Source organism: Shinella sp. HY16, from assembly GCF_028534175.1.
Classification (GTDB): domain Bacteria; phylum Pseudomonadota; class Alphaproteobacteria; order Rhizobiales; family Rhizobiaceae; genus Shinella.
In genome coordinates, this window is the sequence record NZ_JAHYXL010000001.1 from 3125446 (window position 1) to 3150243 (window position 24798).

22 protein-coding genes are annotated in these 24798 nt (G+C 64.9%); 6 read left to right on the forward strand and 16 right to left on the reverse strand.

Annotated features, from left to right (window positions below):
* Positions 1-18: 18 nt before the first annotated feature.
* Positions 19-930, reverse strand: a complete 912-nt coding sequence (gene osmF / locus K0P03_RS15445) for a glycine betaine ABC transporter substrate-binding protein OsmF (protein ID WP_272790017.1) — start codon at positions 928-930, stop codon at positions 19-21.
* Positions 931-1253: 323 nt separating this feature from the next.
* On the opposite strand from osmF, the gene K0P03_RS15450 reads away from it, so the two are divergent.
* Both K0P03_RS15450 and K0P03_RS15455 read left to right on the forward strand, forming a co-directional pair.
* Positions 1254-1721: a DUF4126 domain-containing protein gene (locus K0P03_RS15450; RefSeq protein ID WP_272790018.1), complete on the forward strand. Its 468-nt coding sequence runs from the start codon at positions 1254-1256 to the stop codon at positions 1719-1721.
* Complete coding sequence (locus K0P03_RS15455) at positions 1718-3094, forward strand: FAD-containing oxidoreductase (RefSeq protein ID WP_272790491.1); 1377 nt, start codon at positions 1718-1720, stop codon at positions 3092-3094. Before K0P03_RS15450 ends, K0P03_RS15455 begins: the two co-directional genes overlap by 4 nt.
* Before the next feature lie 196 nt (positions 3095-3290).
* Here K0P03_RS15455 and K0P03_RS15460 read toward each other — a convergent pair whose 3' ends face one another.
* The 10 genes from K0P03_RS15460 to paaN all read right to left on the reverse strand — a co-directional run bounded on the left by K0P03_RS15460 (position 3291) and on the right by paaN (position 16190).
* The gene (locus K0P03_RS15460) at positions 3291-5270 is read right to left on the reverse strand and encodes a copper amine oxidase (protein ID WP_024271330.1); all 1980 of its coding nucleotides are present in this window, start codon (positions 5268-5270) and stop codon (positions 3291-3293) included.
* Positions 5271-5298: 28 nt separating this feature from the next.
* A complete protein-coding gene (locus K0P03_RS15465; RefSeq protein WP_272790019.1) occupies positions 5299-6705 on the reverse strand; it encodes an aldehyde dehydrogenase family protein in 1407 nt (468 codons plus the stop codon).
* 116 nt (positions 6706-6821) lie between these two features.
* Positions 6822-7739: a helix-turn-helix domain-containing protein gene (locus tag K0P03_RS15470; protein ID WP_130514029.1), complete on the reverse strand. Its 918-nt coding sequence runs from the start codon at positions 7737-7739 to the stop codon at positions 6822-6824.
* 154 nt (positions 7740-7893) lie between these two features.
* Positions 7894-9954 carry a 3-hydroxyacyl-CoA dehydrogenase NAD-binding domain-containing protein gene (locus K0P03_RS15475; protein WP_272790020.1) on the reverse strand — a complete coding sequence of 687 codons (2061 nt, stop codon included), beginning with the start codon at positions 9952-9954 and terminating at the stop codon, positions 7894-7896.
* 4 nt (positions 9955-9958) lie between these two features.
* A complete protein-coding gene (locus tag K0P03_RS15480) occupies positions 9959-10660 on the reverse strand; it encodes an ABC transporter ATP-binding protein (RefSeq protein ID WP_023512763.1) in 702 nt (233 codons plus the stop codon).
* On the reverse strand, positions 10647-11432 hold the full coding sequence (locus K0P03_RS15485) for an ABC transporter ATP-binding protein (RefSeq protein ID WP_130514027.1): 786 nt from the start codon (positions 11430-11432) through the stop codon (positions 10647-10649). Before K0P03_RS15485 ends, K0P03_RS15480 begins: the two co-directional genes overlap by 14 nt.
* Entirely contained in the window at positions 11429-12385 is a 957-nt protein-coding gene (locus K0P03_RS15490) for a branched-chain amino acid ABC transporter permease (RefSeq protein WP_023512765.1), read from the reverse strand. Before K0P03_RS15490 ends, K0P03_RS15485 begins: the two co-directional genes overlap by 4 nt.
* Before the next feature lie 2 nt (positions 12386-12387).
* Entirely contained in the window at positions 12388-13260 is an 873-nt protein-coding gene (locus K0P03_RS15495; RefSeq protein ID WP_272790021.1) for a branched-chain amino acid ABC transporter permease, read from the reverse strand.
* A 70-nt stretch (positions 13261-13330) separates the two neighbouring features.
* Positions 13331-14482: an ABC transporter substrate-binding protein gene (locus K0P03_RS15500; RefSeq protein ID WP_023512767.1), complete on the reverse strand. Its 1152-nt coding sequence runs from the start codon at positions 14480-14482 to the stop codon at positions 13331-13333.
* Between the two features lie 46 nt (positions 14483-14528).
* Positions 14529-16190 carry a phenylacetic acid degradation protein PaaN gene (paaN, locus tag K0P03_RS15505; protein WP_272790022.1) on the reverse strand — a complete coding sequence of 554 codons (1662 nt, stop codon included), beginning with the start codon at positions 16188-16190 and terminating at the stop codon, positions 14529-14531.
* A 100-nt stretch (positions 16191-16290) separates the two neighbouring features.
* Between paaN and paaG the strand changes: the two genes are divergently transcribed.
* From paaG to K0P03_RS15525, 4 genes are all read left to right on the forward strand, one after another.
* Positions 16291-17079, forward strand: coding sequence for a 2-(1,2-epoxy-1,2-dihydrophenyl)acetyl-CoA isomerase PaaG (gene paaG, locus K0P03_RS15510; RefSeq protein WP_130514023.1), 789 nt, complete (start codon positions 16291-16293; stop codon positions 17077-17079).
* Positions 17076-17516, forward strand: coding sequence for a hydroxyphenylacetyl-CoA thioesterase PaaI (paaI, locus tag K0P03_RS15515; RefSeq protein ID WP_050743711.1), 441 nt, complete (start codon positions 17076-17078; stop codon positions 17514-17516). Before paaG ends, paaI begins: the two co-directional genes overlap by 4 nt.
* Positions 17517-17557: 41 nt before the next feature.
* Entirely contained in the window at positions 17558-18868 is a 1311-nt protein-coding gene (gene paaK, locus K0P03_RS15520) for a phenylacetate--CoA ligase PaaK (RefSeq protein WP_023512771.1), read from the forward strand.
* 193 nt (positions 18869-19061) lie between these two features.
* Entirely contained in the window at positions 19062-19658 is a 597-nt protein-coding gene (locus K0P03_RS15525) for a TetR/AcrR family transcriptional regulator (RefSeq protein ID WP_024271329.1), read from the forward strand.
* Between the two features lie 7 nt (positions 19659-19665).
* On the opposite strand, the gene K0P03_RS15530 is transcribed toward K0P03_RS15525, so the two are convergent.
* The 5 genes from K0P03_RS15530 to paaD form a co-directional block, all read right to left on the reverse strand.
* Entirely contained in the window at positions 19666-20169 is a 504-nt protein-coding gene (locus K0P03_RS15530; protein WP_130514020.1) for an acyl-CoA thioesterase, read from the reverse strand.
* 4 nt (positions 20170-20173) lie between these two features.
* Positions 20174-22231, reverse strand: a complete 2058-nt coding sequence (paaZ, locus tag K0P03_RS15535) for a phenylacetic acid degradation bifunctional protein PaaZ (protein WP_272790023.1) — start codon at positions 22229-22231, stop codon at positions 20174-20176.
* Positions 22232-22299: 68 nt separating this feature from the next.
* On the reverse strand, positions 22300-23055 hold the full coding sequence (locus tag K0P03_RS15540; RefSeq protein ID WP_272790024.1) for a Phenylacetic acid catabolic protein: 756 nt from the start codon (positions 23053-23055) through the stop codon (positions 22300-22302).
* Positions 23056-23066: 11 nt separating this feature from the next.
* The gene (gene paaE, locus K0P03_RS15545) at positions 23067-24143 is read right to left on the reverse strand and encodes a 1,2-phenylacetyl-CoA epoxidase subunit PaaE (protein WP_272790025.1); all 1077 of its coding nucleotides are present in this window, start codon (positions 24141-24143) and stop codon (positions 23067-23069) included.
* Positions 24144-24266: 123 nt separating this feature from the next.
* Positions 24267-24791: a 1,2-phenylacetyl-CoA epoxidase subunit PaaD gene (gene paaD / locus K0P03_RS15550; RefSeq protein WP_272790026.1), complete on the reverse strand. Its 525-nt coding sequence runs from the start codon at positions 24789-24791 to the stop codon at positions 24267-24269.
* Between the last annotated feature and the right edge of the window lie 7 nt (positions 24792-24798).

The window sequence follows — 24798 nt, forward strand, 5'->3', positions numbered from 1 at the left end:
GCGGAGGACAAACGCGCCTTACTTGATGAAGCCGTTCTTCTTCAGGAAGTCCTCGGCAACGGCCTTGGCCGGCTCGCCGCCGACCTGGACGCGACCATTGAGATCCTGCAGCGTGACGAGATCGAGCTTTTCGAAGACGGGTTTCAGGATTTCCTCGATCTGCGGATTGGCCTTCAGCACCGCCTCGCGGATGATCGGCGCCGGCTGGTAGACCGGCTGCACGCCCTTTTCGTCCGCAAGAACCACAAGGCCCGACGGCGCGATGCCGCCGTCCGTGCCATAGACCATGGCGGCATTTGCACCGTTCGTCTGGTTGGCCGCTGCCGCGATCGTCGCGGCCGTATCGCCGCCGGAAAGCGTGATGAGCTGTTCCGGCTTCAGGGTGAAGCTGTAGGTCGTCTGGAAAGCCGGCAGCGCCGCGGCCGAGTTCACGAATTCAGACGAAGCCGCAAGCACCACCTCACCGCCGCCAGCGACATATTTGCCGAAATCGCTCAGCGTCACCAGTTTGTTCGGCTCGGCGACATCCTTGCGCAGGGCGATCGCCCAGGTGTTGTTGGCCGGGGACGGCGTCAGCCAGACGATCTTGTTGGCATCGAAATCAAGCGTCTTGGCCAGCTCATAGGCCTTGGCCGCATCCTTCCAGGCCGGATCCTCGGCCTTTTCGAAGAAGAAGGCGGCGTTGCCGGTATATTCCGGATAGATGTCGATCTCGCCCGCGATGATCGCCTGGCGCACGACCGGCGTCGCGCCGAGCTGCACACGGTCCGTCGTCTCAATGCCGTTGGCATTCAGCACCGAGAGGATGATGTTGCCAAGCACGCCGCCTTCGGTGTCGATCTTCGAGGAGACGACGACCTGGGCCTGAGCAGCGCCGGTTGCAAGCCCGAGGGCCAGAGCTGCTCCGAGGAATTTGACGACTGGACGCATGAGATAACCCTTTCGTTCTGTGCGGGAAGCCATGGCGGCATTTTCACCACGTTTGGGAAAGCCAGTCCCGGCAAAGCATTTCATATATGGCAGACAATCGCGAAAAATAGACTGCGCAACACCGGCGGGACATGCCGTTTGTTGCCGCGCTCAAAGCGCTTTCAAGATTGCGCGAAGCGACAGCCTTTTGCAACAGAAACGCATTGCAATTCCCGGTCGCATCCGACACTCTCCCCTTGGCCCGCCTCATTTTCCGATACTGCATTTCACCCTTGCCGGGAAACCATCCCGGGCCGATGTCCGGCGCAGATCTGTGAGGGACAATGAGCATTTACATTCTTGCATTGCTGATCGGTATCGTGGCGGGGCTGCGTGCAATGACGGCGCCGGCCGCCGTCAGCATCGGGGCCGCGCTCGGCTGGCTTCCCGTCTCCGGCACCTGGGCCGGTTTTCTGGCCTATCGTTTCACGCCCTACATTTTCGGCGCCCTCGCCGTCGTCGAATTCGTCACCGACCAGTTGCCGGGCACACCGAGCCGCAAGGTGCCGCAGCAGTTCGGCGCGCGCATCGTCAGTGGCGGCTTCTGCGGCGCAGCCCTTGGCACCGTTGGCGGATCGATGATCGGCGGCCTCGTCGCCGGCATACTTGGTGCGATCATCGGTACGCTCGGCGGCTATGAAGCCCGCAAGCGTCTCGTCGCAGCCACCGGCGGCAAGGACCTTCCCATCGCGCTGCTGGAAGACGCCGTCGCCGTGCTGCTCGGCCTCTTTGTCGTCTCATCGGTCGCCTGATGCGCACGTTCGACGCCATCATCATCGGCGCCGGGCAAGCCGGTCCGTCGCTCGCCGGCCGGCTGACGGCCGCTGGCAAGAAGGTCGCGCTCATCGAGCGCAAGCTGGTGGGCGGCACCTGCGTCAACACCGGCTGCATGCCGACCAAGGCCATGGTCGCCAGCGCCTATGCCGCCCACCTCGCCCGCCGCGGCGCTGATTACGGCGTGGTGACGGGCAAGGTCTCCATCGATTTCGCCCGGGTGATGGCCCGCAAGGACAAGGTGCGCTTCGACGCCCGCAAGGGCAACGAGGACTGGCTGGCGGGCATGCAGGGCCTCACCTTCATCCGCGGCCACGCGCGTTTCGAAAGCCCGACGGAGATTCGCGTCGGCGAGGAGTTACTGTCCGCCGGACAGATCTTCCTCAATGTCGGCGGACGGGCTGTCGTACCCGACTTCCCCGGTATCCGGGACGTGCCCTATCTCGACAATGTCTCGATGATGGAGCTCGGCGAGGTGCCGAAACACCTCATCGTCGTCGGCGGCAGCTATATCGGGCTGGAATTCGCCCAGATGTTCCGCCGCTTCGGCTCGGACGTGACGGTCATCGAGAAGGGGCCGCGGCTGATCGCCCGGGAGGACGAGGATATCAGCGCCGCCGTGCGCGACATCCTCGAACGCGAGGGCATCGCCATCCGCACGGGGGCGGAGTGCATCCGCTTCTTCAAAACCGGCGACAACGTCGGGGCCGGCGTCAATTGTACGGCAGGCACCCCCGAGATCCTGGGCTCCCATATCCTCCTCGCCACCGGCAGGCGGCCGAACACGGACGACCTCGGCCTCGACAAGGCGGGCGTGGCGGCGGACAAACGCGGCTACATCACCGTCGACGAGCGATTGGAAACCAGTGCGCACGGCATCTTCGCGATGGGCGACTGCAACGGCCGCGGCGCCTTCACCCACACCGCCTACAACGACTTCGAGATCGTCGCGGCAAACCTCCTCGACAACGAACCGCGCAAGGTGAGCGACCGCATCCAGACCTATGCGCTCTACATCGACCCGCCGCTCGGCCGCGCCGGCATGAGTGAGACGGAAGCACGCAAGACCGGCCGTAAGCTGCTGATCGGCACGCGGCCGATGACCCGCGTCGGCCGCGCCAAGGAAAAGGGCGAGACCCTCGGCTTCATGAAGGTGATCGCCGATGCCGAAACGAAGGAAATCCTCGGTGCCTCCATCCTTGGCACCGGCGGCGACGAGGCGGTGCAGAGCATTCTCGACGTGATGTATGCCAGCAAGCCCTATACAGCCATCACCCATGCCGTGCACATCCACCCGACCGTCTCGGAGCTGATCCCGACGGTTTTCGGGGACATGCGACCGGTGGAGTGAAAGTGGCGGAGAGCGCCCCCTCATCCCGCTGCCGCGACCTTCTCCCCGCAAGCGGGGAGAAGGGGCAGGAGGTAACGGTTTCCCTCCCCGACAACGCCTCTGTCGCGGGAAACCGGCGCGGCATTCCCCTTCGCCCCGCTTGCGGGGAGAGGGTGCCGGCAGGCGGATGAGGGGCATCGCCCGCCGGCATCGGTCCTTACTTCTTGCGCAACGTCAGTGCCGGATTATGGGCGAAGAAGTTGTGCGGCATGATGTGCACGGTCTTCCACTCCGTCGACATGACCGGCCAGTCTTCCATGCGCGGAATGTGATGGAAGCCGGCGGAGAACCAGGTGACGATGTCCTTGCCCATCAGGTTCTGGTCCTTCTTGACCCATTCGGCGAGCGTGTCCGAGCCATCGCTCTGCATGGCGAACTTGCCGCCGGCATAGCGCTGTTCCGGGTCGTAGACCGTGTTCCAGACCGAGTATTCGATATAGGCGTTGCGCTTCATCGGCGGGTCGTTGGCATAGTCGTAGGGACCATAGGCGACACTGCCGTGATGGATCATCCAGCCGGGCTCATGGCCGAGATACCCTTCGCGCGACGGGTTGGAGATGTGGAAGTAGCGCGGCTGCATGGCCGAGAGCTTGTAGCGCGCCTCCATTTCGGTCTTCGGCATATTGTGCTCGACCGTCCACATCGACTTGCGCGGGCTCGACGCATCCAGCTTGGCCGGCACGATGTCCATGGTCGAGAAATGGTTCACCGGCTGGTCGACGTCGAAATCGATGCGGAAGTTGAAGTAGTGGTCATGGTTGGCGGCAACGAGATTCGGCGCGATCAGCGTACCATAGGCGGTGTCCGCCTTCGCCGTCGGGTCCTTCATGGAGGTCGCGGCAACGCCCTTCACCGCATCGAGACCCGTCGCGCCGACATAGATGTTGACCTGGCCGTTCTGCTGCAGGCGATAATCGATGAGATAGTCGTAGTTGCCGACCTCGGAGGCCGTGCGCACGACAAGTTCCGTCGCCGGACGGCCTTCCGCCGGCACCGGGTTTTCCGGCGTCTGCGCGAAAACCTCGAAATGGCGCCAGGCCGGATCGCCGATGTTGCGCTCGAAGACGCAGATCGCATCCGGAATGACGAGCGGCGCGCCCTTGTCGTCGGCGATCGTCGCCGGCAGGAAAGTAGCGTGCGACGGGCAGTCGATACCGGCGCGCAGCGGGCTGAGGAAGAGGCCGAAACCATATTCCCCGCTGTCCATGTAGGTGCGCCAGTACCAGCCCTCCGTCGGATCCATGTAGGGCACGAAAACCTCGGAAAGGTGCGCCTGGTAGATGACCGAGCGCCAGGTGCCGTCGTCGTTGACGTCGAGATTGGAGAGAACGAGGCCCGGGCGCTTGTCGACGCGGAAGTTGAAGCGCCAGATATCCCATTCGAGGTGACTGCCATCGATCTTGTAGTTCGGACCGCCTTCCTGCACGAGCGTGACGGGCTTCATTTCCGGGCGGAGCGGCAGGCGCTTGGCGACCTCCTCCTCCGTGTAGCCCCAGCTGTCCTTCGGCGCCTGTTCCACGACACCGGTGTCGATGACGCGCTGCACCTCTTTCTTGCCGATGTCGTAGATGGCGAAGAGCCCTTCGATCGGCTTCGCATAGAAGTTCGAGCCTTCCGGCACCTGGTAGCACGGCACCTTCATCAGGCGGGAGTTCTTGTATTCCTCGGTGAAGAAGTTGCCGCCCGTCAGCGGCAGGCAGAAGGCCTGCTCCGGCTTGAGGCCCCGCTTGGCAAGGCCTGCGATCATGTCCGGATGGCCGAGCGCGCCTTCCAGCGCGTTCATGAACTCGGTGAACAGCACCATCGGCTGGCCCGCGGTCTTGCCGTTGCTCTCGACCGTGCCCTTCGAGATGTTGACGACCGCCTCATTGAACCCGTCGGCGCTGGTGAAATAGACCGTCGCCTTGCGGTCGAGCGCCACGCCTTCCTTCCAGGCCAGCACCTCGGCCTTGGCCGGCTCCTTCAGTTCGATCAGCGGATAGAGCGTATTGTCATCCGCCACCTTCTGCTCGCGCAGGATCTGGTTGATCTTCTGGTATTCCTCGGCCGTCAGCCCGTCGAGCGGGTGGGCGGCTGCCGCCCCGGCGGCAAGGCCGAACGCAAGGGCCGTCGTGGCGAGATGTTTCGTCAGTTTCATGATCGTTCCCTCTTTTCGTTTGTTTCTCTCAGGCAAAGACCACCTGGATATCGGTGTATTCGGCAAGCCCTTCCTCGGCGAACTCGACACCGATGCCCGAGGCTTTCACGCCGCCGAAGGGCACATTCGGCTGGATGGCACCGTGTTTGTTGATCCAGACGGAGCCGCAGGCGAGCCGGCTCGCAACCTTCTTGGCGGCCGCGACATCCGACGACCAGACCGAGCCGCCGAGACCGTTCGGGCTATCGTTGGCGAGCCGGATCGCCTCTTCGACGTCGGAATAGCGGATGATCGGCAAAGCTGGCCCGAACTGCTCCTCGTCGACCAGCGCATCGCCGTTGCGAAGGCCTGCGATGAGGGTCGGCGGGAAAAACAGGCCCTCACCGGGCTCTCCCCCGAGCAGCACCTTGCCTCGCCCCTTCGCATCCGCGACGAGGCGCGAGACCTTGTCGAACTGCATGCGATTCTGGATGGGGCCGAGGATGCTCGCCTCCTCCATGCCGTCGCCGACCTTGATGCCTCGCGCATAGGCGACCAGCGCCTCGCAGACCGCATCGTGGATGGTGTCGTGCACATAGAGCCGCTTCATCGCCGCGCAGGTTTGGCCGTTGTTGATGAAGGCGCCCCAGAAGAGGCCTTCAGCAATCGCCACCGGGTCCACATCGGGCAGGACGATACCGGCGTCGTTGCCGCCAAGTTCCAGCGTCAGGCGCTTCATCGTCTCGGCAGCGGACTGCATGACCCGCTGGCCGGTGGCGCAGGAGCCGGTGAAAACGATCTTGCGGATGTCCGGATGCGCCGACATGGCTGCGCCAAGATTGAAGGCCTGGTCGTCACCCGTCACCACGTTGACGACGCCCGGCGGCAGCACCTCATTCATGATCTCGACCAGCCGCAGGGTGGAAAGCGGGGTATAGGGCGAGGGCTTGACGACGACGGTATTGCCCGTGCGCAGCGCCGGAAGGATGTGCCAGACGGCGATCATGACCGGAAAATTCCACGGCGTGATGGAGCCGACAACGCCGAGCGGCTTGCGGGTGAGCTCCACCCGGCCCTGCTCGTTGTCCTGCAGTACGCGCACCGGCAGCGAAAGCCCGGTCGTGTACCCCGCCCAGGCGACGGCGCCGCCGACCTCCCAGCGCGAGCCGAGACCGTTGAGCGGCTTGCCCTGCTCCAGCGTGATGATCTCGGCGAGTTCGCCGGCATGTTCCTCGATCTTGGCCGTCACCGCCGCGCAGGCGGCCTGCAGGGCCGCATCGCTCTGCGCCGACCATGAGACGAACGCCGCCTTGGCGACCGAGACGGCCGCATCCAGCTCCGCCCCACCCATGTTCGGCGCGCGGCCGACCTCCTGACCCGTCGCCGGGTTGAGAACGGCGAAGTCCGCGCCGACGGGCGCCGGCTTGCCGCCGATGGTAGCCTTGAATTCCATCATATCCGCCTCCTCCACGAGCGGCCCGCCTCCTCCGGCGGGCACATATGGTGGCAGAGATTAGAGAGGGGCAGCACACCGGACTTGGACGGCACCGTCCCGCCTTTTGGACAAAAGCGTCAATGGCAGCGCGCGACCGCACCCGGCGTCGTGCCGTACTTCTTGCGGAACTCGCGATAGAAATAGGAAAGGTCGTTGAAGCCGCAATCGAAGGCAACGGCCGTAACGCCCTCCGCCGCCTGCTCTCCCTTGCGGGCGGAGAGCCGCGCATGGGCAAGCTCCAGCCGCCGATTGAGCAACCGGTGACCGGGTGTTTCCCCGAGCGGCCGAAAATGCCGCTGCAGCATGCGCTCCGAAACGTTGAGGCGGACGGCCAGCTCACGTGGCCCGAAGCCCGGATCCGCGCGGTGGCGATCGATCATCGCGAGCGCACGCGACAGCAGCGTCTCAGCGGCACCGGTCACGCGGGTCGAATGCAGGTAGGCGCCGAGAAGGCACAGGAAAGCTTCGCCGAGTTGCGCCTGCGCCCCTTCCTCCAGCAGCATTTTCGCGATGACCGCGCGCATGGCGAGCCAGAGAGGATCATCGCGCGAGATCGAAAGGCCACCGGTGCATGGCGTACCGAAACGGTGGAGCATCTCGTCGCGCGGGATATGCAGCGACACCTGGTTCGAGCGCTCACCGCGATAGAGAAAGGACGAGGGCTTGAGGGAATCGACAAGGAACATGTCGCCGGGCGAAAGCTCCGCGACCTGATCGCCCTGCTCGACGCGACAGTGGCCCGCATCCTGCACCAGCAGGAAGAAGTATTCGCCGGGATCCTGCCGGATGGAGCGGGTGTTGCGCGCGACTTCGGAGGCATCGAGTGCGACGATGGCCGTATCGAAGGGACCGACACGCCGCGTCGTGACGTCGCCATTGACGACGCCCGTCCGCCCCATCGGCTCCAGATCGAACGAACCGCAGACCCTCCTGATCTCCGCCTCGAGAATTTCTACCGGCACCGGCTTGTGTCCCGGCGTCATCAGCGACTGCATCGTGCCCTCCCCGGCTCTAGCAGAAAGCCTGTTCTCCCAAAACTATCTCACCACAGTCCGCAACGCTTGCCTATCGCCGAGAGCCCTTCCCGTCCGCAAACGCGCAATCTTTCCGCCCTGCCGCAAGCCGGCAGGCAGTCTTGCCGGAATTGTCTCACCCGGCAAGCACCGAAAAACCACCGGCCTTTGCCGCCCGGCGCAGGCCGTCGCTAGGCGGTTCGGCAAGGCCATCCGCTGCAAGGCGGCCCAGCACCGCCACCACCTCCGAAAGCCCGCGTCCCTCGGCATAGTGCATCGGCCCGCCGCGCCAGCGTGGGAAGCCATAACCATGGATCTTCACGAGATCGACATCGGCGGCGCGGAGTGCAACATGCTCTTCCAGGATGCACGTCGCCTCGTTGACCATGGGCAGGAGAATGGCATCAACGATGCCTGCCTCGTCCCATGCGCGCTGTGCCCGGCTTTCCGCTGCCTCGGCGATGATCGCCGCCACGGTGTCAGAGGGTTTCGGCGCACGGTCGCCCGGCTGGTAGTCGTACCAGCCGCCGCCGGTCTTCTGGCCGTAGCGCTCGAGGGCACAGAGCCGGTCAGCAACGGGCGCAAAAGGCGTTTCGCCGCGTTCACGCGCCGCCTTGCGCTGGAAGGCCGCGATGTCGAGGCCGCCGAGATCCTGCGCCTCGAACGGCCCCATCGGCAGGCCGAAGGCGCGCATGGCTGCATCAACCGCCGCAGGCGTCGCGCCCGACAGCAGCAGCCGCTCGGCCTGCGCACGTGTCACCTTCAGGATACGGTTGCCAATGAAGCCGTCGCAGATACCGGCGCGCACCGGGATCTTGCCGAGCAGACGGGCGAGCGCAAAACCCGTCGCCAGCACGTCTGGCGCGGTCGTCCCGGTTGGCACAATTTCAAGCAGCTTCATGATGTGCGCCGGGCTGAAGAAATGCAGGCCGAGGAACCGTTCCGGATGGGCGATGCCTTCGCCTATCGCGTCCGGATCGAGATAGGAGGTGTTGGTGGCCAGCACCGCATCCGACCGGCAAACCGCAGACAATTTTTCGAAGACGGCGCGCTTGACCGACAGGTCCTCGAACACCGCCTCGATGATGAGGTCCGTATCAGCCAGCAAGCCGTAATCGCCGCTGCCGGTGACGCCGGCCATGCGCGCATCGGCGATGGCCTGCGTCATGCGCCCGCGCTTCACCGAACCGTCGTAGATGGCCCTGATATTGGCGAGCCCACGCTCGACCGCCGCCGCATCGCGCTCAATAAGAATGACCGGCAGACCGGCATCGCGCAACGCCGCGGCAATGCCCGCGCCCATCGTGCCGCCGCCGATGACGGCCGCCGAGCGGATATCGCGCGGCGTGATCCCGGCAAGCTCCGGCGGGCGTGGCGCAGCGCGCTCGGCAAAGAAAACATGGCGCAGCGCAGACGCCTGTTGCGAGCCACGCAGGTCGAGGAAGGTTTCCCGCTCGAAAGCCATGGCACTGGCGAAGTCCGTCTCGCTGGCCCGGCGCACCGAGGCAAGCGCCCGGAGCGGAGCGGCCTCCCGCTTCGCCTTGGCGGCCACCGCCTTTTCGGCACCCTCCCAGAAACCGGCTTCAACGGGCACTACGGCACGGCTGGAGATCGGCTCCGGCCGGGTTTTGCCGGCAGCAGCATTCGCAAAGGCAATCGCGCCGGCCAGAAGGTCGCCCTCGATGACAGCATCCACGAGGCCGAGACCTTCCGCCTTCTTCGCGTCAACGGGGCTGCCGCTTGTCACGAGCTCGACGGCAGCCGCCGGACCGATCAGCCGCGGCAGGCGAACCGTGCCACCGGCACCGGGAATGATGCCGAGCTTGACTTCCGGCAGGCCGAGGCTGGCAGAAGCAACGGCCACCCGCCAGGCGCAGCCGAGCGCCACTTCGAGCCCGCCACCGAGCGCGCTGCCATGGATCGCCGCGACCCAGGGCTTCCTGGCGCCCTCGATGGTCGCCACCACGTCCGGCAGATGCGGCGGCTGCGGTGGTTTACCGAATTCGCTGACATCGGCCCCGGCGATGAAGGTGCGGCCGGCGCAGATCAGCACGACGGCTTTCACCGCGGCGTCCGCATCGAGCTTGGCGACGGCCTCGACGAGGGCCTGGCGCAGCGCCTGCGACAACGCGTTGACGGGCGGGTTGTCGATGGTGACGACGGCAATGCCGTTTTCGCTGATGATGCTGACGGTCATGGTGTCATATTCCCAGGTAAGCGGCGCGGATGCGTTCGTCGGCGATGAGGTCGGCAGCGGGGCCGGACATGGTGATGCGGCCCGTCTCCATGACATAACCGCGATCGGCGACCGAGAGTGCGCCGAATGCGTTCTGCTCGACGAGCAGCACGGTGACACCGAGCGCCTTCAGGCTCTTCACCACATCGAAGATCTGCGCGACGAGGATGGGGGCAAGGCCCATGCTCGGTTCGTCGAGCAGCAGGCAGGAAGGGCGGCCCATCAGCGCGCGGGCGATCGCCAGCATCTGCTGCTGGCCGCCGGAAAGGCCGCCGGCCGCAAGATTGCGCTTCTCCCTGAGGATCGGGAACATGGCGAAGGCGTCCTCCCGGTCCCGCTCCACCTTGTCATCGGAAAAGAGATATGCACCGAGGCGCAGGTTCTCCTCCACCGTCAGGTTGGTGAAGATCTGGCGCCCTTCGGGCGACTGGGCAAGGCCGCGCCGCACGCGGGCATGCGCCGGCACCGCCGTCAGCGCCTCACCGCGAAAGACGATGGACCCGGCCGAGACCGGCTGGATGCCGGAGAGGCACTTGAGCAGCGTGGTCTTGCCGGCGCCGTTCGCGCCGACCACCGTGACGATCTCGCCCGAGGCAACATCGAGGTCGATGCCGTGCAGCACCTCGATACGGCCATAGCGCGAACGCAGTCCTTCAACCGTCAGCATTTTGCGCCTCCGTCGCCTGGGCACCCAGATAGGCCTCGATGACGCGCGGGTCGCGCGCGATCGCCGCCGGCTCGCCTTCGGCGATCTTCTCGCCATGGTCGAGCACCACGATATGGTTGGAAATACGCATGACCATCTTCATGTCGTGCTCCACCAGCAGGATCGACACGCCCTCGGCCGCGACCTTAGCGATCAGATGGTCGATCTCCTCCGTCTCGACGGCGTTGCAGCCGGCGGCCGGCTCGTCGAGCAGCAAGACGCGGGGTTTCAGCGCCAGCGCGCGGGCGATCTCCAGCCGCTTCAGCGCGCCATAGGAGAGCGAGCCCGCCTCCTGTTCGGCGGCACGGCCGAGGCCGACGCGGTCGAGCAGCGCACGCGCACTCTCCTCCGACGCCCTGCTGCGGCGGCGCGCGGCGGGCAGCGAGAGGAGATCGGCAAAGACCGAGCCACGCTCGTGCAGGTGATGCCCAGCGACGGCGTTCTCAAGCACGCTCATCGACTGGAAGATCTGCAGATTCTGGAAGGTGCGCGACAGGCCACGCCGCGCCAGAAGGTGCGGCGGCATGCGCGTGACATCCTCTCCGTCAAGCGCGACACGGCCGCGGGCCGGGGCGTAGACCCCCGAGATCATGTTGAACAGCGTCGTCTTGCCGGCGCCGTTCGGGCCGATGACGGAAACGATCTCGCCGGGTTTCAGGGAGAAGCCGACATCGTTGACGGCACGCACGCCGCCGAAATCGATCCCCAAACCTTCGATCTGAAGCAGGCTCATTCTGCCCTCCCCCGGATGCGGCGCGCGATGGAGGGCAGCAGCCCCTCGCGCATGAAGATCATGACCAGCATCATGACGAGGCCGAGCATGAGCTGTTCGTATTCCTGGAAGACCGTCAGCACCTGCGGCAGCGTGGTGAGGATCGCGGCACCGAGAATGGCGCCGAGCACCGACCCCGCACCGCCCAGCACCGTCATGGTGACCATCTCGATCGAGTGCATGAAGCCTGCGACGTCAGGCGTGATGAACTTGTTCTGCAGCGCCAGAAGCGAGCCCGACACGGAGGCATAGACCGCCGAGAGGATGAAGGCGACAAGCTTGTAATGCGCGACATCGACGCCGACCGTGCGGGCCGCGACCTCCGACCCGTGCAGCGCCCGCAGCGCCCGACCGGTCGGGCTGTGGTAGAGGTTGAGCGCCAGCCAGGCCCCGATGACAAGGACGAAGCCGGAGAAGGCATACCAGAATTCGGTGTTGGAAAGATCGATGCCGATGGCCTTCAGGACAGCGCGAAGTCCCAGTTCCGGCACCGCCATGCCGTCCGGCCCGCCGGTGAGCTGCGCCTCGTTGGAGAGCACCATCGAGACAAGAATGCCGAAGCCGAGGCTGGCGACGGCGAGATAGTAGCCCTTGAGCCGCAGGATCGGCCGGCCGACGAGGAAGGCGATGGCCGCCGAGAGCGCCGCACCGAGCAGAGCGGCAAGCGCCGGATGCAGGCCGAGATGCACCGGCGCCAGCGCGCAGGCATAGGCGCCGATGCCGGCAAAACCCGCATGGCCAAGGCTGATCTGGCCTGCATAGCCGATGAGGATGACAAGACCCGTCACCGCAAGCCCGTTGACGAAGATCAGCGAGCCGACGCGGAAATAATAGGAGGACGGGAAGAAGACCGGCGCGATCGCGATGACCGCGGCGAGGATGAGGAGCGTGGTTGCCTTGCTGGAGAGCCGCATGATCACACCCGATCCGTCGACTTGCGGCCGAACAGGCCCTGCGGCATGGCGAAGAGCACCGCGAGGATGACGACGAAGGCGGCTGCGTCCTTGTATTGCGAGCTGACATAGCCGGCCGTCATCGCCTCCAGGACACCGAGCATCAGGCCGCCCACGAGCGCGCCCTTGGGATTGCCCATGCCCCCGAGCATGGCGGCAGCAAATCCCTTCAATGCCAGCGCGAGGCCGACATCATAGCTCGTCAGCGTGATCGGCGTCACCAGCACGCCGGCGAGAGCGCCGATGGCGGCCGACATGGCGAAGGAGAGAGTCATCACATAATTGGTGTTGATGCCGACGAGCTGGGCAGCGATGCGGTTGTTCGCCGTCGCCAGTACCGCGCGACCGATGAGGGTGCGTGTGAAGAACAGCCAGAGACAGAAGAAGACGGCAAGCGCACCGGCAATCACCCAGAGGCTCTGCGGCAGGATGGTCGCTCCGCCGATGACGATCGGCTGGTCGCCCGAAAAGGCCGGGAAGCGATGGAGCTGCTTGTCGAAAACGAGCTGTGTCGCGCCGCGGATGAAGATCGAGGCGCCGATGGTGATGATGATCAGCGAGACGACGGGTGCGCCCCGTGCCGGCTCGATCGCCAGCTTGTTGAGCGCAACGCCGACACCCGCCGTGACGATGATGGCGATGAGCGCGGCAAGCGGCAGCGGCAATCCGGCGGCATGCGCGAAGAAGGTGATCATGCCTCCGAGCATGACGAACTCGCCCTGGGCGAAGTTCACGACGTCGGAAGCGTTGTAGATGATCGTGAAGCCGAGCGCGACCAGCGCATAGACCGCGCCGACCGTGATCCCGGAGAGTAGGAATTGCAGGAGTTCGGGCATGAATGCCTCCGCTTCGCGCACGACGGTTTCCGCCGGCCCACAGCCCTGTGGCGCGGGCCGGCAGGCTCGATTACTCGACGATCTTCCAGCCGCCCTTTTCGATCTGCAGCATGCGGAAGGCCGACAGGTCGAGGCCGAGATGATCCTCCGCCGTCATGGTTACCGTGCCGGTCGTACCGACAAGGCCCGCCGTACCTTCGATCGCATCGCGAATCGCCGAAGGCTCGGTGCTGCCTGCCCGCTTGATCGCATCGACGAGAATGCGCAGCGCATCGTGGGCGTAGCCGCCGAAGGTCGAGACCGGCTTGCCGGTCGCCTTTTCATAGGCCTCCTTGTAGGCGACGACGACGGCGCGCTGCGGGTCGTTCTCCGGCAGCAGACCCGCGACGAGAAGCGCCGTGCCCGGCAGGCGCACGCCTTCGGCAGCCTCCGCGCCGGCAAGCTCGATGAAACCATCCGAGGCGACGCCGTGCGACTGGTAGAGCGGCAGGCCGACGGCGAGCTGCGCATAGTTGCGTGTGACGATCGCCGGCCCCTGGCCGAAACCGGGGTTCAGCACGGCCTGCACGCCGTCCTTGCCCTTGATGTTGGTAAGCTGCGGCGTCATGTCGGCATCGGTCGGGCCGTAGGTCTCGTCGGCCAGCACCTCGATACCGTATTCCCCGACGATGGACAGGCACTGCTTGTGCATGGATGCGCCGAAACCGTCGGAGCCGGAGATCATGCCGATCTTGGTGATGCCGTTCTTCTTCATGTCCTCGAAGATCTTCGCGCAGGCCATACGGTCCGTGTGCGGGGTCTTGAAGGTGAAGGGACGGACGGGATCGATGATCTCGATCGCGCCCGCAAGCGAGATGAACGGGACTTCGGCATCCTCGAAGACCGGGATGATGGCCATGGAGGTGCCCGTCGTCGTGCCGCCGATCACGGCGACGACCTCGTCATCCTCAACCAGGCGGGTGGCGAAGGTGCGCGCCTTGTTCGGGTCGCCACCGTCGTCATAGACGATTAGGTCGATCTTCTCGCCATTGACGCCGCCGGCCGCATTGATCTCCTCAACCAGCATCTTCAGCGTCTTGGCTTCCGGATCGCCAAGGAAGGAGGCAGGACCGGTCTCCGAAAGGGTCGCGCCGATCTTGATATCGGCAAGGGCCGGCGCGGCAAAGCCGAGGACGAAGGCCAGCGTGCCGGCGAGCGCGGTGGTGGTGAGCGAAAATTTCATGTCGGTTTCTCCTCCCAACAAAGACAAAGGTTAAAGCGAAAACTCCTCACGCCGCCGCGGGGCGGCGCCACATCACCACGCGGAACCGGTTCGCGACGAAGGCCGCATCCGTCAGGCTGGCATTGCCCGCCGGATTGGCACCGGTAACGTGGAAATCGCTGAAGGCGGCGCTCTGGTTGACATAGATGCCGCCGGTCAGGTTGACGGAAAGATTGACGCCCGCCGTGGCGAAACGATCGGCCGCGGCAAGAATCTGGGTTTCATCCGCCGCGTAGAGCGCCGCCGTGATCGCCCCCTTGCGCTCGGCAAGCCTGGCAGCATGGTCGATGCCGTCCTCGACGTCATCAACCGCAACGACGAAAGCGATGGGACCGAAGCGTTCCTCCGCGTAAGAATCCGCATCCGCTGCATCGACGACGAGGATCAAAGGCGTTGCAGTGCGAGCGCCATCGAGGCCTTCGACGGGCGCCGAGTCACGGACGATGCGGCCAAGCGACCGGGCCGTCGCAATGCGGGCGAGCGTCGCCGGATTGGCGATGGCCCCACAGACACCGGCCGCACGCGCCGGATCGGCAAGCAGACCATCGATGGCAGCCGCGATGCCAGCCGCAACCTCGTCGAAACTCTTGTGGCCTTCATTCGTCGCAATGCCGCCGCGTGGGACAAAAATATCCTGCGGCGCCGTGCACATCTGGCCGGAATAGAGCGAGAGCGAGAAGGCGATATTGCTGCACATGCCGGCAAAATCATCCGTCGCACCGATGACGATCGAGTTGACGCCGGCCTCTTCGGTGTAGACATCGGCATGACCGGCGTTTTCGCGCACCCAGGCACCGAACGTATTGGAACCGGTATAGTCGATGATGGCGACGGCAGGATGCTGCACGAGATCCCTGGTGATCTCGGCACCGGGCGCATCGGCGGCGAGCAGCACGATATCGGCCGCAAACCCCTCTTCCACGAGCACCTGCCGCGCGACTTCGACGGTGATGGCAAGCGGCAGGATCGCCGCCGGATGCGGCTTGACGATGATGGTATTGCCCGTGACGAGGCTGGCGAAAAGGCCCGGATAGCTGTTCCAGGTCGGGAACGTATTGCAGCCGATGACGAGGGAAATACCGCGCGGCACGATGCGCCAGTGCTTTTCCATGACGATCGGCGCGCCCTTGCCCTGCGGCTTGGTCCAGGTCGCCTGCGCCGGTATGCGGCTCATCTCGGCATGGGCATAGGCGACGGCCTCGAGGCCACGATCCTGCGCATGTGGGCCACCGGCCTGGAAGGCCATGGCGAAGGCCTGGCCCGTTGTGTGCATGACGGCATTCGCCATCTCGAAGCTGCGGGCATTGAGGCGGGCAAGGATTTCGAGACAGATGCCGGCGCGTATGTCCGGCGAGGCCGCGGCCCATTGCGGGGCGACCGCGCGCGAGGCCATGACCAGCATGTCGGCAGAGGCGGCGGGATACGTGATGCCAAGGGCCGGCCCATACGGCGAAACCTCGGCACCGACGCGCCCTTCGGCCGGATGATCGACGAGATCGAACGCCGCATCGAGCCGTGCCGTATAGGCGGCAAGGCCATCGTCCTTTGCCGTTTCACCGTATATCTTGCCACTCGGCACTTCGGGATAGACGGTCCAGAAATCACGCTTGGCGGCCGCTTCGATTGCGGCGGCCAGCGTCGGGCGATGGCGCTCGAAAAGTCCGGTCATCTCTGGCTCCTCCAGTCAGTGCTTTTATAATTGACTGACCGGTCGGTTTATGCAAGAGTTTTTTTACGGTCGCCGCTGGGAAGGGCGACAGGGAGGAACCATGACCACTTCCGACACCATTCTGTCGGCGCTCGCCGATGGCGTTCTGAGCCTCACGCTGAACCGCCCGGACAAGCTTAACGCCTTTAACGACGAGATGCACCTTGCGCTACGCGCCGGCTTCGAGCGTGCCCATGCGGATGACGCGGTACGCGCCGTACTGCTGACCGGTGCCGGCCGCGGCTTCTGCGCCGGCCAGGATCTCGGCGACCGCGATCCCAAGAAAGGCGTGCCGGACCTCGGCCACACGATCGAGACCTATTACAATCCGCTGCTGCGCCTCATCCGCAGCCTCGAAAAACCTGTCATCTGCGCGGTCAACGGCGTCGCCGCCGGCGCGGGTGCCAATATCGCCTTTGCCTGCGATATCACGCTCGCCGCCCGCTCCGCCCGCTTCATCCAGGCCTTCGCCAAGATCGGCCTGGTGCCCGATTCCGGCGGCACCTGGAGCCTGCCCCGCCTGATCGGCGAGGCGCGCGCCAAGGCGCTTGCGCTCACCGCAGAACCGCTCGGCGCGGAAACCGCCGCCGACTGGGGACTCATCTGGCGCGCCGTCGACGACGACACGCTGATGGAAGAGGCGAGCGCTCTCGCCGCACGCCTTGCCGCCGGCCCGACCAAGGGCCTCGGCATGACGAAACGCGCCATCCAGGCCGCCGCCACCAATTCTCTCGACCAGCAGCTCGACCTCGAGCGTGACCTACAGCGCGCGGCCGGTCGCAGCGCCGACTACGCCGAGGGCGTTTCCGCCTTCCTCGAAAAGCGCAAGCCGGAGTTCTCCGGCAAATGAGCGCCGCCGAGCTTTCTCCGCAAGCGCTCGCCGAAGCCTGCGCCAAGGCGATGTGGGATGACGACAACGCCACCCGTCATCTCGGCATGGAGCTCGTTGCCATCGCACCCGGCGAAGCGGCCATTGTCATGACCATCGCCGAGACCATGACCAATGGCCACGGCACCTGTCACGGCGGCTACATCTTCACGCTGGCGGATTCGGCCTTCGCCTTCGCCTGCAACACCTACAACCAGCGCACCGTCGCCCAGCACTGTTCGGTGACCTTCATCGCGCCGGCCTTCCGGGGCGACAGGCTGACCGCGACGGCGAAGGAGGTGTCGCGCCGCGGTCGTGGCGGCATCTACGACATCCGCATCACCAACCAGGAGGGCGAGCATGTCGCGGAATTCCGCGGCCACTCGCGAACAGTCAAGGGCACCCATCTGCCGGAGTGAGGCAGAGGGCACACCATCCCGCATTCTCGGAGGAGATTTTCATGGAAGACCTGTCCCCCCGCCCCGGAGACCTCGAAGCGATCGAGACTGCCTCCCGCGATGAGATTTCCGCGCTGCAGCTTGAGCGCATGAAATGGTCACTGACCCACGCCTACGAGAATTCGCCCTTCTATCGTCAGCGCTTCGACGCGGCAGGCGTGCACCCCTCCGACCTCAAGACGCTTGCCGACCTTTCAAAATTCCCCTTCACCACCAAGAAGGACCTGCGCGACACCTACCCGTTCGGCATGTTCGCCGTACCCCGTGAGAAGCTGGCGCGCATCCACGCCTCGTCGGGCACGACCGGCAAGCCCACCGTTGTCGGTTACACGAAGAACGACATCGACACCTGGGCGAACGTCGTCGCCCGCTCGATCCGCGCCTCGGGCGGCCGGGCCGGCGATGTCGTGCATGTCGCCTATGGCTACGGCCTCTTCACCGGCGGCCTCGGCGCGCATTACGGCGCGGAACGGGCGGGCTGCACCGTGGTGCCGATCTCCGGCGGCATGACGGAACGCCAGGTCACCCTGATGCAGGATTTCAAGCCGCGCATCATCATGGTCACGCCCTCCTACATGCTCTCCATCCTCGACGAATTCCGCCGCCAGGGCGTCGATCCGCGGGAAAGCTCGCTCGCCGTCGGTATCTTCGGCGCCGAGCCCTGGACAAACGCCATGCGGGAGGAGATCGAGCAGTCCTTCGACATGCACGCCGTCGACATCTACGGCCTGTCGGAGGTCATGGGCCCGGGCGTCGCCAATGAATGCGTCGAAACGAAGGACGGCCTGCACATCTGGGAAGACCATTTCTACCCCGAAATCATCGATCCGGTCACAGGTGCGGTGCTGCCGGACGGCGAGATCGGCGAGCTGGTCTTCACCACGCTCACCAAGGAAGGCCTGCCGATCATCCGCTATCGCACGCGCGATCTGACGCGGCTGCTGCCCGGCACCGCCCGCTCGATGCGCCGCATGGAAAAGGTCACCGGCCGCTCCGACGACATGATGATCCTGCGCGGCGTCAACGTCTTCCCGACACAGATCGAGGAACAGATCCTGAAATGTCGCGGCCTCGCGCCGCATTTCCAGATCGAGCTGACACGCTCGGGCCGCATGGACAACATGACCGTGCATGTGGAGTGCACGCTCGAGGCAGCCGACGAGGGTTCTCGCACGGGTTCGGCCAAGGAACTCGCCCATCACATCAAGAGCGTGGTCGGGGTCTCGACGAAGATCACGGTGCACGAGCCCGGCGGCGTCGCCCGCTCGGAAGGCAAGGCAAAACGGGTGGTCGACAACCGTCCGAAGGAATGAAAGGCCGGGCTGAACAATTCCAGCAATCGCGCGAGGAATGATTTTGCGTCCGGAGTTGTGTAGAAACAAAGAGATGGGGAATCTTCGCCGTTAGAAGAAGGATGAAGGTCCCCTATCCCGGAACCGGGTTGACTGTGTATAGGGAGGGCAGCCACCTTCCCGGAAGCAGCCGGGCAAAGCAAAGCAGGATAAAATGGCACGCACGCGCGCAGTTGATTTCGAGGAAAAACAGCGCGGCATTCTCTCGAGTGCCGCCGCGGTCTTTGCCGAGATGGGCATGGAGAAAGCCTCCATGTCTATGATCGCCTCGCACAGCAATGTCTCCAAGGCGCTGCTCTATCACTATTATCCGAGCAAGGATGCGCTGATCTTCGACATCGTACGCACGCACCTGACGGAGCTGGCAAACGCCATCGAAGCCGCCGACCGACCAGACGTCGCCCCGCAGGATCGCCTGCGGCTTCTCGTGAAGGCCGTGCTGGCGAACTACGAGGGTCGGGACAACGAGCACAAGGTGCAGCTCAACGGCACCAGCGCACTTTCCCCCGAACAGCTTTCCGAACTGCAGGCGATCGAGCGGCAGATCGTCAAGCGCTTCTCCGGCGTCATCCGCGACATCAACCCGGATCTCAACAAGGACCGCCCGTTGCTGATGCCCGTCACCATGTCGCTCTTCGGCATGATGAACTGGGTCTATATGTGGTTCCGCCCGAACGGGCCAGTGACGCGGGATGAGTATGCGGATATCGCGACGACGCTGATCCTTGAGGGCGTCAAAGCCGTTACGTAAGCAAAAACTAACCGTCGTCCGACCGTTCCACGTCCTTGCCCGTCGCCGCGACCGATTCCAGCCGCTCGGCAAATTCACGCCGCAGCGTGCGGCGCAACTCTGCCGCCTTGTAGCGCCTGGTATCCACCGGATCCGTCGGCTGCAACTCCGGCACACGCACCGGCTTTCCCGCATCATCCACGGCGACCATCGTAAAATAGCAGGAATTGGTGTGCCGGCGGTGGCCGGAGCGGATGTTCTCCGCCTCGACGCGAATGCCGATCTCCATGGAGGTTCGGCCGGTATGGTTCACCGAAGCGCGAAAGGTGACGAGTTCGCCGACATGGATCGGCTCCTTGAACATCACCTGATCGACCGAAAGCGTCACCGCATATTGCTGCGAATAACGCGAGGCGCAGGAGAAGGCGACACGATCAAGCAGGTTCAGAAGCGCGCCACCGTGAACCTTTCCGGAAAAATTCGCCATGTCCGGCGTCATCAAAACGGTCATTTCCAGGCGGCGCGGGTCCATGCGGTCAGTCTCTCGTTTTGGCCACCATGGTCAGCACGTCGTACTGCGCGACGGTGGCGCCGGTTTGGTTGGTCACGTTGCAATCCCAGCGCACTTCGCCATGCTCGGCATTGGCGCGCGGGCTGATCTCCTTGCAGGTGAGCTGCACTTGCAGCGTATCACCCGGATTGACCGGTGTCAGGAAGCGCAGGTTGTCGACGCCGTAATTGGCCAGCACCGGGCCCGGAGCCGGATCGACGAACAGGCCGGCGGCGAAGGAGACGATGAGATAGCCGTGCGCAACGCGCCCGTCGAAGAACGGGTTCGCCCTGGCCGCTTGCTCGTCCATGTGGGCATAAAAAGTGTCGCCGGTGAAATGGGCGAAATGCTCGATATCGTCGAGCGTCACCGTGCGGGTGGCGGTGATGAGCTGGTCGCCGATCTTCAGTTCCGCCAATGACTTGCGGAACGGATGCTCGCCGCCCGCCCGCGCTGTCGCGCCCGGCAGCCAGCGGCCGGTGACGGCGGAGAGCATGGTCGGCGCGCCCTGGATGGCGGTACGCTGCATGTAGTGCTTGACGCCGCGCATGCCGCCCAGCTCCTCGCCGCCGCCCGCGCGGCCGGGGCCGCCATGCACGAGGCCCGGCAGCGGCGAACCGTGGCCGGTGGAGGATTTGGCGCTGACGCGGTTGCCGATCATCACGCGACCATGGAAGGGGGCAAGGCCGAGTACCACCTCTTGGGCAAAACCCGGATCGTTGGTGAAGACCGAGGCGACGAGGCTGCCCTTGCCGCGCCGGGCGAGATCGACCGCCTCTTCCGCCGTGTCATAGGGCATGACGGTGCTGACCGGGCCGAAGGCCTCGACATCGTGCACGGCGCGGGCCGAGCCCGGCTTGTCGCAATAGAGCAGCACCGGATTGAGGAAGGCCCCGGCCACGGCGTCGCCGGACTGGACGCTGGGATTATCAGGATCGCCAGCGACGATCTCGGCGTCGGCGGAGAGATCGCGGATACGGGCGCGAACTTCTTCGCGCTGGTCGAGGCTGGCGAGCGGGCCCATGCGTACGGCTTCGTCGGCGGGATTGCCGATCGCCGTCTTCGCAAGACGCGCGCCAAGAGTTTCGATGAGGGCCTCGCTATAGGCGCGCGGGGCGATGACGCGGCGGATCGCCGTGCATTTCTGGCCGGCTTTCACCGTCATCTCGCGGGCGACTTCCTTGACGAAGAGGTCGAATTCCTCCGTACCGGGCGCGGCGTCGAGGCCGAGCACGGCGGCGTTGAGGCTGTCGGCCTCCATGGTGAAGCGCACCGAGTTTTCGATGATCGCCTTGTGCGTCTTGAGGCGCTGGCCGGTGGCGGCCGAACCGGTGAAGGTGACGGCGTCCTGCCCTTCGACATGATCGAGCAGGTCGCCGACCGAGCCGCAGACGAGCTGCAACGCGCCTTCCGGCAGGATGCCGGTCTCGACGATACGGCGGACCATCAGTTCAGTGAGATAGGCCGTCTGGCTCGCCGGCTTGATGATGGCTGGAACGCCGGCGATCAGCGTCGGCGCAAGCTTTTCCAGCATGCCCCAGCAGGGGAAGTTGAAGGCGTTGATATGCACCGCGACGCCCTGCAACGGGGTCAGGATATGCTGAGCGGCAAACGTGTTGTCCTTGGAAAGCGGTTCCACGTCGCCATCGAGCAGGACGCGGGTGTTCGGCAATTCGCGCCGGCCCTTGGAGGCATAGGAGAGTAGCGTGCCGATGCCGCCCTCGATATCGACCCAGCTATCGGCGCGCGTCGCGCCGGTGGCGGTCGAGAGAGCGTAAAACTCTTCCTTCTTCTCCATCAGCGCCTGGCCGAGTGCCTTCAGCATGGCGGCGCGCCCGTGAAAGGACATGCGCCGCAGCGCCGGGCCGCCCTTGTCGCGGCCGTGGGCGAGGATCGCCTTGAAATCGATGCCGGAGGAATCGATGAAGGCGACCGGATCGCCCGTCGCGGCGTCGAGCAGGGGCACGCCCTCCTTCGCACCGACGACCCAAGCGCCGCCGACATAGCTTTCGAGCCGGCGCGGCCGGTTTGCCATGACGTTCATCTCAATGTCCTTCCTGTTTTTTTCGCAATCACGGACGGAAAACCGCTTCACACTTTTCCTGGGATTGCTCAGTTCAATCCAAGCGCAGCGAGCTGCGCATCGACCTCGGCTCGCCATTCGGCCAGCAGGGTCTCGTTCTGCGTATGCCGCAGGCCGAAACGCGACAGCGTTTCGAAGCGGGCGGAGCCGGAATGGCCAAAACTGGCGGCGACGCGCGGATACCAGTAGGCGACGGAAGCCTGCGCTTTGGCGCGGCCCTCCTCGTCACCGGCGATGCACACGAGGCCGGCAAGGCCAAGCTCCGCATGGCGCGTCTCGCGCGGCAGGATGGCACGGAAAATCTCGGCGAGCGGCTGGTAGGAGACGCGCGACAGTTCCTTCAACTGCACGACGCTCGCCCGGCCCATCAGCACGTTCATGACGACGGCATCCACCCAGCCTTGCAGCGGATAGTGGAAGACGGAGAGGCGCATGTCGCCGCCCTGCCGTGCCGCGCCGATATCGGCCTCGCGGGAAAGCCGCTCGGCCCAGGGATGGTGCACGGCGTAGCGCCCGCCATTTGCGCCGAAGGTTTCCATGACCTGCAAGACCTTGCCGGCGTGATCGGCCTTTTCCAGCACGATGCGGGCGGCGGAGATGCGCTCCTGAATGCCCGGCGCATCGTTGATCGTATCGGCGAAGCCGGCGGAACCGGCCAGTTCGCTGTCGACAAAGCTCGCCATGAGGCGCAAGAGTTCGCCGCGATAGCGCGGCGGCACATTGGCGGGCGAGGAGAGCACACCACCCTCAGCCAGATAGTCTTCGATCGGCATCGTATCGGACATGAAAATTCCCCTTACTGGTCGTAGCTGACGACGATGCGGTCGGTGAGCGGGAAGCACTGGCAGGTCAGCACATAGCCCTGGCGCACCTCGTAATCTTCCAGCGCGTGGTTGACCTCCATCTCGGCCTCGCCCTCAATGATCTTGGCTCGGCAGGTTGAACAGACGCCGGCCTTGCAGGCATAGGGCACGTCCATGGCGTTTTCGAGCGCGGCGTCGAGCAGGCTCTGGCCCTGTTTCGGGAACTTGAAGGTGCGGGTCGCGCCGTCGAGCGTAACGGTGGCCTCGCAGGCCGCGCCCTGGTCCGCACCGTTCGCCTTCTCCACCCTGGCGCGCGCCCGGCCGGGCTGCGAGGAGGCGAAGAGTTCGAACTTGATCTGGTCGTCACGCAGGCCATGCTCACGAAGGGCGGCAGCGATCGCCAGCATCATCGGCTCCGGGCCGCAGATGAAGGCGGTCGTCACAGATTTCGGGTCGATCCAGTTCCTGAACAGCGCCGCGCACTTTTCACCGTCGATGCGGCCGGTGAAGAGGTCGATATCCTGCGCCTCGCTTTCGAGGATATGCAGCACCGAGAAGCGGCCAAGATAAAGGTTTTTCAGGTCCTCCAGTTCCTCGCGGAACATGATCGAGCTGATCTGACGGTTGGCGTAGACCAGCGTGAAGCGCGCGCGCGGTTCACGCGACAGCACCGTCTTGATAATCGAGAGCACCGGCGTGATGCCGCTGCCGCCAGCAAAGCCGAGATAGTGTTTTGCGGCGTCCGGCTCCAGCGCGGTAAAGAACGCGCCCATCGGGGGCATGGCCTCCAGCGTGTCGCCGGCCTTCAGGCTTTCGTTGACCCAGGTGGAGAAACAGCCGCCGTCGACGCGCTTGATGCCGACCTTCAGGACACCCTCGTCCTTGCCGGCGCAGATCGAATAGGAGCGGCGCAGCTCCTCGTCCTCGAACTTGCGGCGGAAGGTCAGGTACTGCCCTTGCGTGAAATCGAAGACGGCGCGGTCCTCGTCGGACGGCCGGAGCGTGACCACGACCGCATCGCGCGTCTCGCGGCGAACGTCGGTCACGGTCAGGGAATGAAAACGTGCCATGTGCGGGCCTTCTCCCTAGAGCATTTCCAGCCGGAGCGGCATCGCTTCGGCGTCGGATCATGCGGTAAAAACAGGAAACCAGAGCGTGTCAGGCGAATTCCGGTTCGCCGGAATCGCTTCCGGTCAGATGCACTTGAAATAGTCGAACGGTTCCAGGCAGTCCGTGCAGCGATAGCTCGCCTTGCAGGGCGTCGAGCCGAACTGGCTGATCTTTTCCGTGTTCGCCGAGCCGCAGCGCGGACAGGCGATGGTCAGGTTCGACCGGCCGGAGAGCCGGTCGATGCGTTTCATCAAGACGCCGTCGGCGGCCGTGCCGTCGATCGGCGGGGCGATGCCGTAGTCGCGTAGCTTCTCCCGGCCTTCGGCGCTGATCCAGTCCGTCGTCCAGGCGGGCGAGAGACGGCGCTCCAGCTTCACCTTGGTAAGGCCCTTTCCGGTGAGCGCCGTCTCGATATCGAGATTGATCACCGTGGTGGCGGGACAGCCCGAATAGGTCGGCGTCACCGTCACGACAAGTGTATCGTCCCGCCATTCGACATCGCGGATAATGCCGAGATCGGTGAGCGAGATGACCGGGATTTCCGGGTCCGGCACTTCGGAAAGCCAGTGCCAGACCTCCTTGACCGAGGGACGAAGCGCCGGGTCCATCGCCGCC

Bases quoted from the DNA above. Each gene is read 5' to 3' on its own strand.
- osmF (WP_272790017.1), bottom strand. From the start codon at position 930: ATGCGTCCAGTCGTCAAATTCCTCGGAGCAGCTCTGGCCCTCGGGCTT.
- K0P03_RS15450 (WP_272790018.1), top strand. From the start codon at position 1,254: ATGAGCATTTACATTCTTGCATTGCTGATCGGTATCGTGGCGGGGCTG.
- K0P03_RS15460 (WP_024271330.1), bottom strand. From the start codon at position 5,270: ATGAAACTGACGAAACATCTCGCCACGACGGCCCTTGCGTTCGGCCTT.
- K0P03_RS15465 (WP_272790019.1), bottom strand. From the start codon at position 6,705: ATGATGGAATTCAAGGCTACCATCGGCGGCAAGCCGGCGCCCGTCGGC.
- K0P03_RS15470 (WP_130514029.1), bottom strand. From the start codon at position 7,739: ATGCAGTCGCTGATGACGCCGGGACACAAGCCGGTGCCGGTAGAAATT.
- K0P03_RS15475 (WP_272790020.1), bottom strand. From the start codon at position 9,954: ATGACCGTCAGCATCATCAGCGAAAACGGCATTGCCGTCGTCACCATC.
- K0P03_RS15480 (WP_023512763.1), bottom strand. From the start codon at position 10,660: ATGCTGACGGTTGAAGGACTGCGTTCGCGCTATGGCCGTATCGAGGTG.
- K0P03_RS15485 (WP_130514027.1), bottom strand. From the start codon at position 11,432: ATGAGCCTGCTTCAGATCGAAGGTTTGGGGATCGATTTCGGCGGCGTG.
- K0P03_RS15490 (WP_023512765.1), bottom strand. From the start codon at position 12,385: ATGCGGCTCTCCAGCAAGGCAACCACGCTCCTCATCCTCGCCGCGGTC.
- K0P03_RS15495 (WP_272790021.1), bottom strand. From the start codon at position 13,260: ATGCCCGAACTCCTGCAATTCCTACTCTCCGGGATCACGGTCGGCGCG.
- K0P03_RS15500 (WP_023512767.1), bottom strand. From the start codon at position 14,482: ATGAAATTTTCGCTCACCACCACCGCGCTCGCCGGCACGCTGGCCTTC.
- paaN (WP_272790022.1), bottom strand. From the start codon at position 16,190: ATGACCGGACTTTTCGAGCGCCATCGCCCGACGCTGGCCGCCGCAATC.
- paaG (WP_130514023.1), top strand. From the start codon at position 16,291: ATGACCACTTCCGACACCATTCTGTCGGCGCTCGCCGATGGCGTTCTG.
- paaI (WP_050743711.1), top strand. From the start codon at position 17,076: ATGAGCGCCGCCGAGCTTTCTCCGCAAGCGCTCGCCGAAGCCTGCGCC.
- paaK (WP_023512771.1), top strand. From the start codon at position 17,558: ATGGAAGACCTGTCCCCCCGCCCCGGAGACCTCGAAGCGATCGAGACT.
- K0P03_RS15525 (WP_024271329.1), top strand. From the start codon at position 19,062: ATGGCACGCACGCGCGCAGTTGATTTCGAGGAAAAACAGCGCGGCATT.
- K0P03_RS15530 (WP_130514020.1), bottom strand. From the start codon at position 20,169: ATGGACCCGCGCCGCCTGGAAATGACCGTTTTGATGACGCCGGACATG.
- paaZ (WP_272790023.1), bottom strand. From the start codon at position 22,231: ATGAACGTCATGGCAAACCGGCCGCGCCGGCTCGAAAGCTATGTCGGC.
- K0P03_RS15540 (WP_272790024.1), bottom strand. From the start codon at position 23,055: ATGTCCGATACGATGCCGATCGAAGACTATCTGGCTGAGGGTGGTGTG.
- paaE (WP_272790025.1), bottom strand. From the start codon at position 24,143: ATGGCACGTTTTCATTCCCTGACCGTGACCGACGTTCGCCGCGAGACG.
- paaD (WP_272790026.1), bottom strand. From the start codon at position 24,791: ATGGACCCGGCGCTTCGTCCCTCGGTCAAGGAGGTCTGGCACTGGCTT.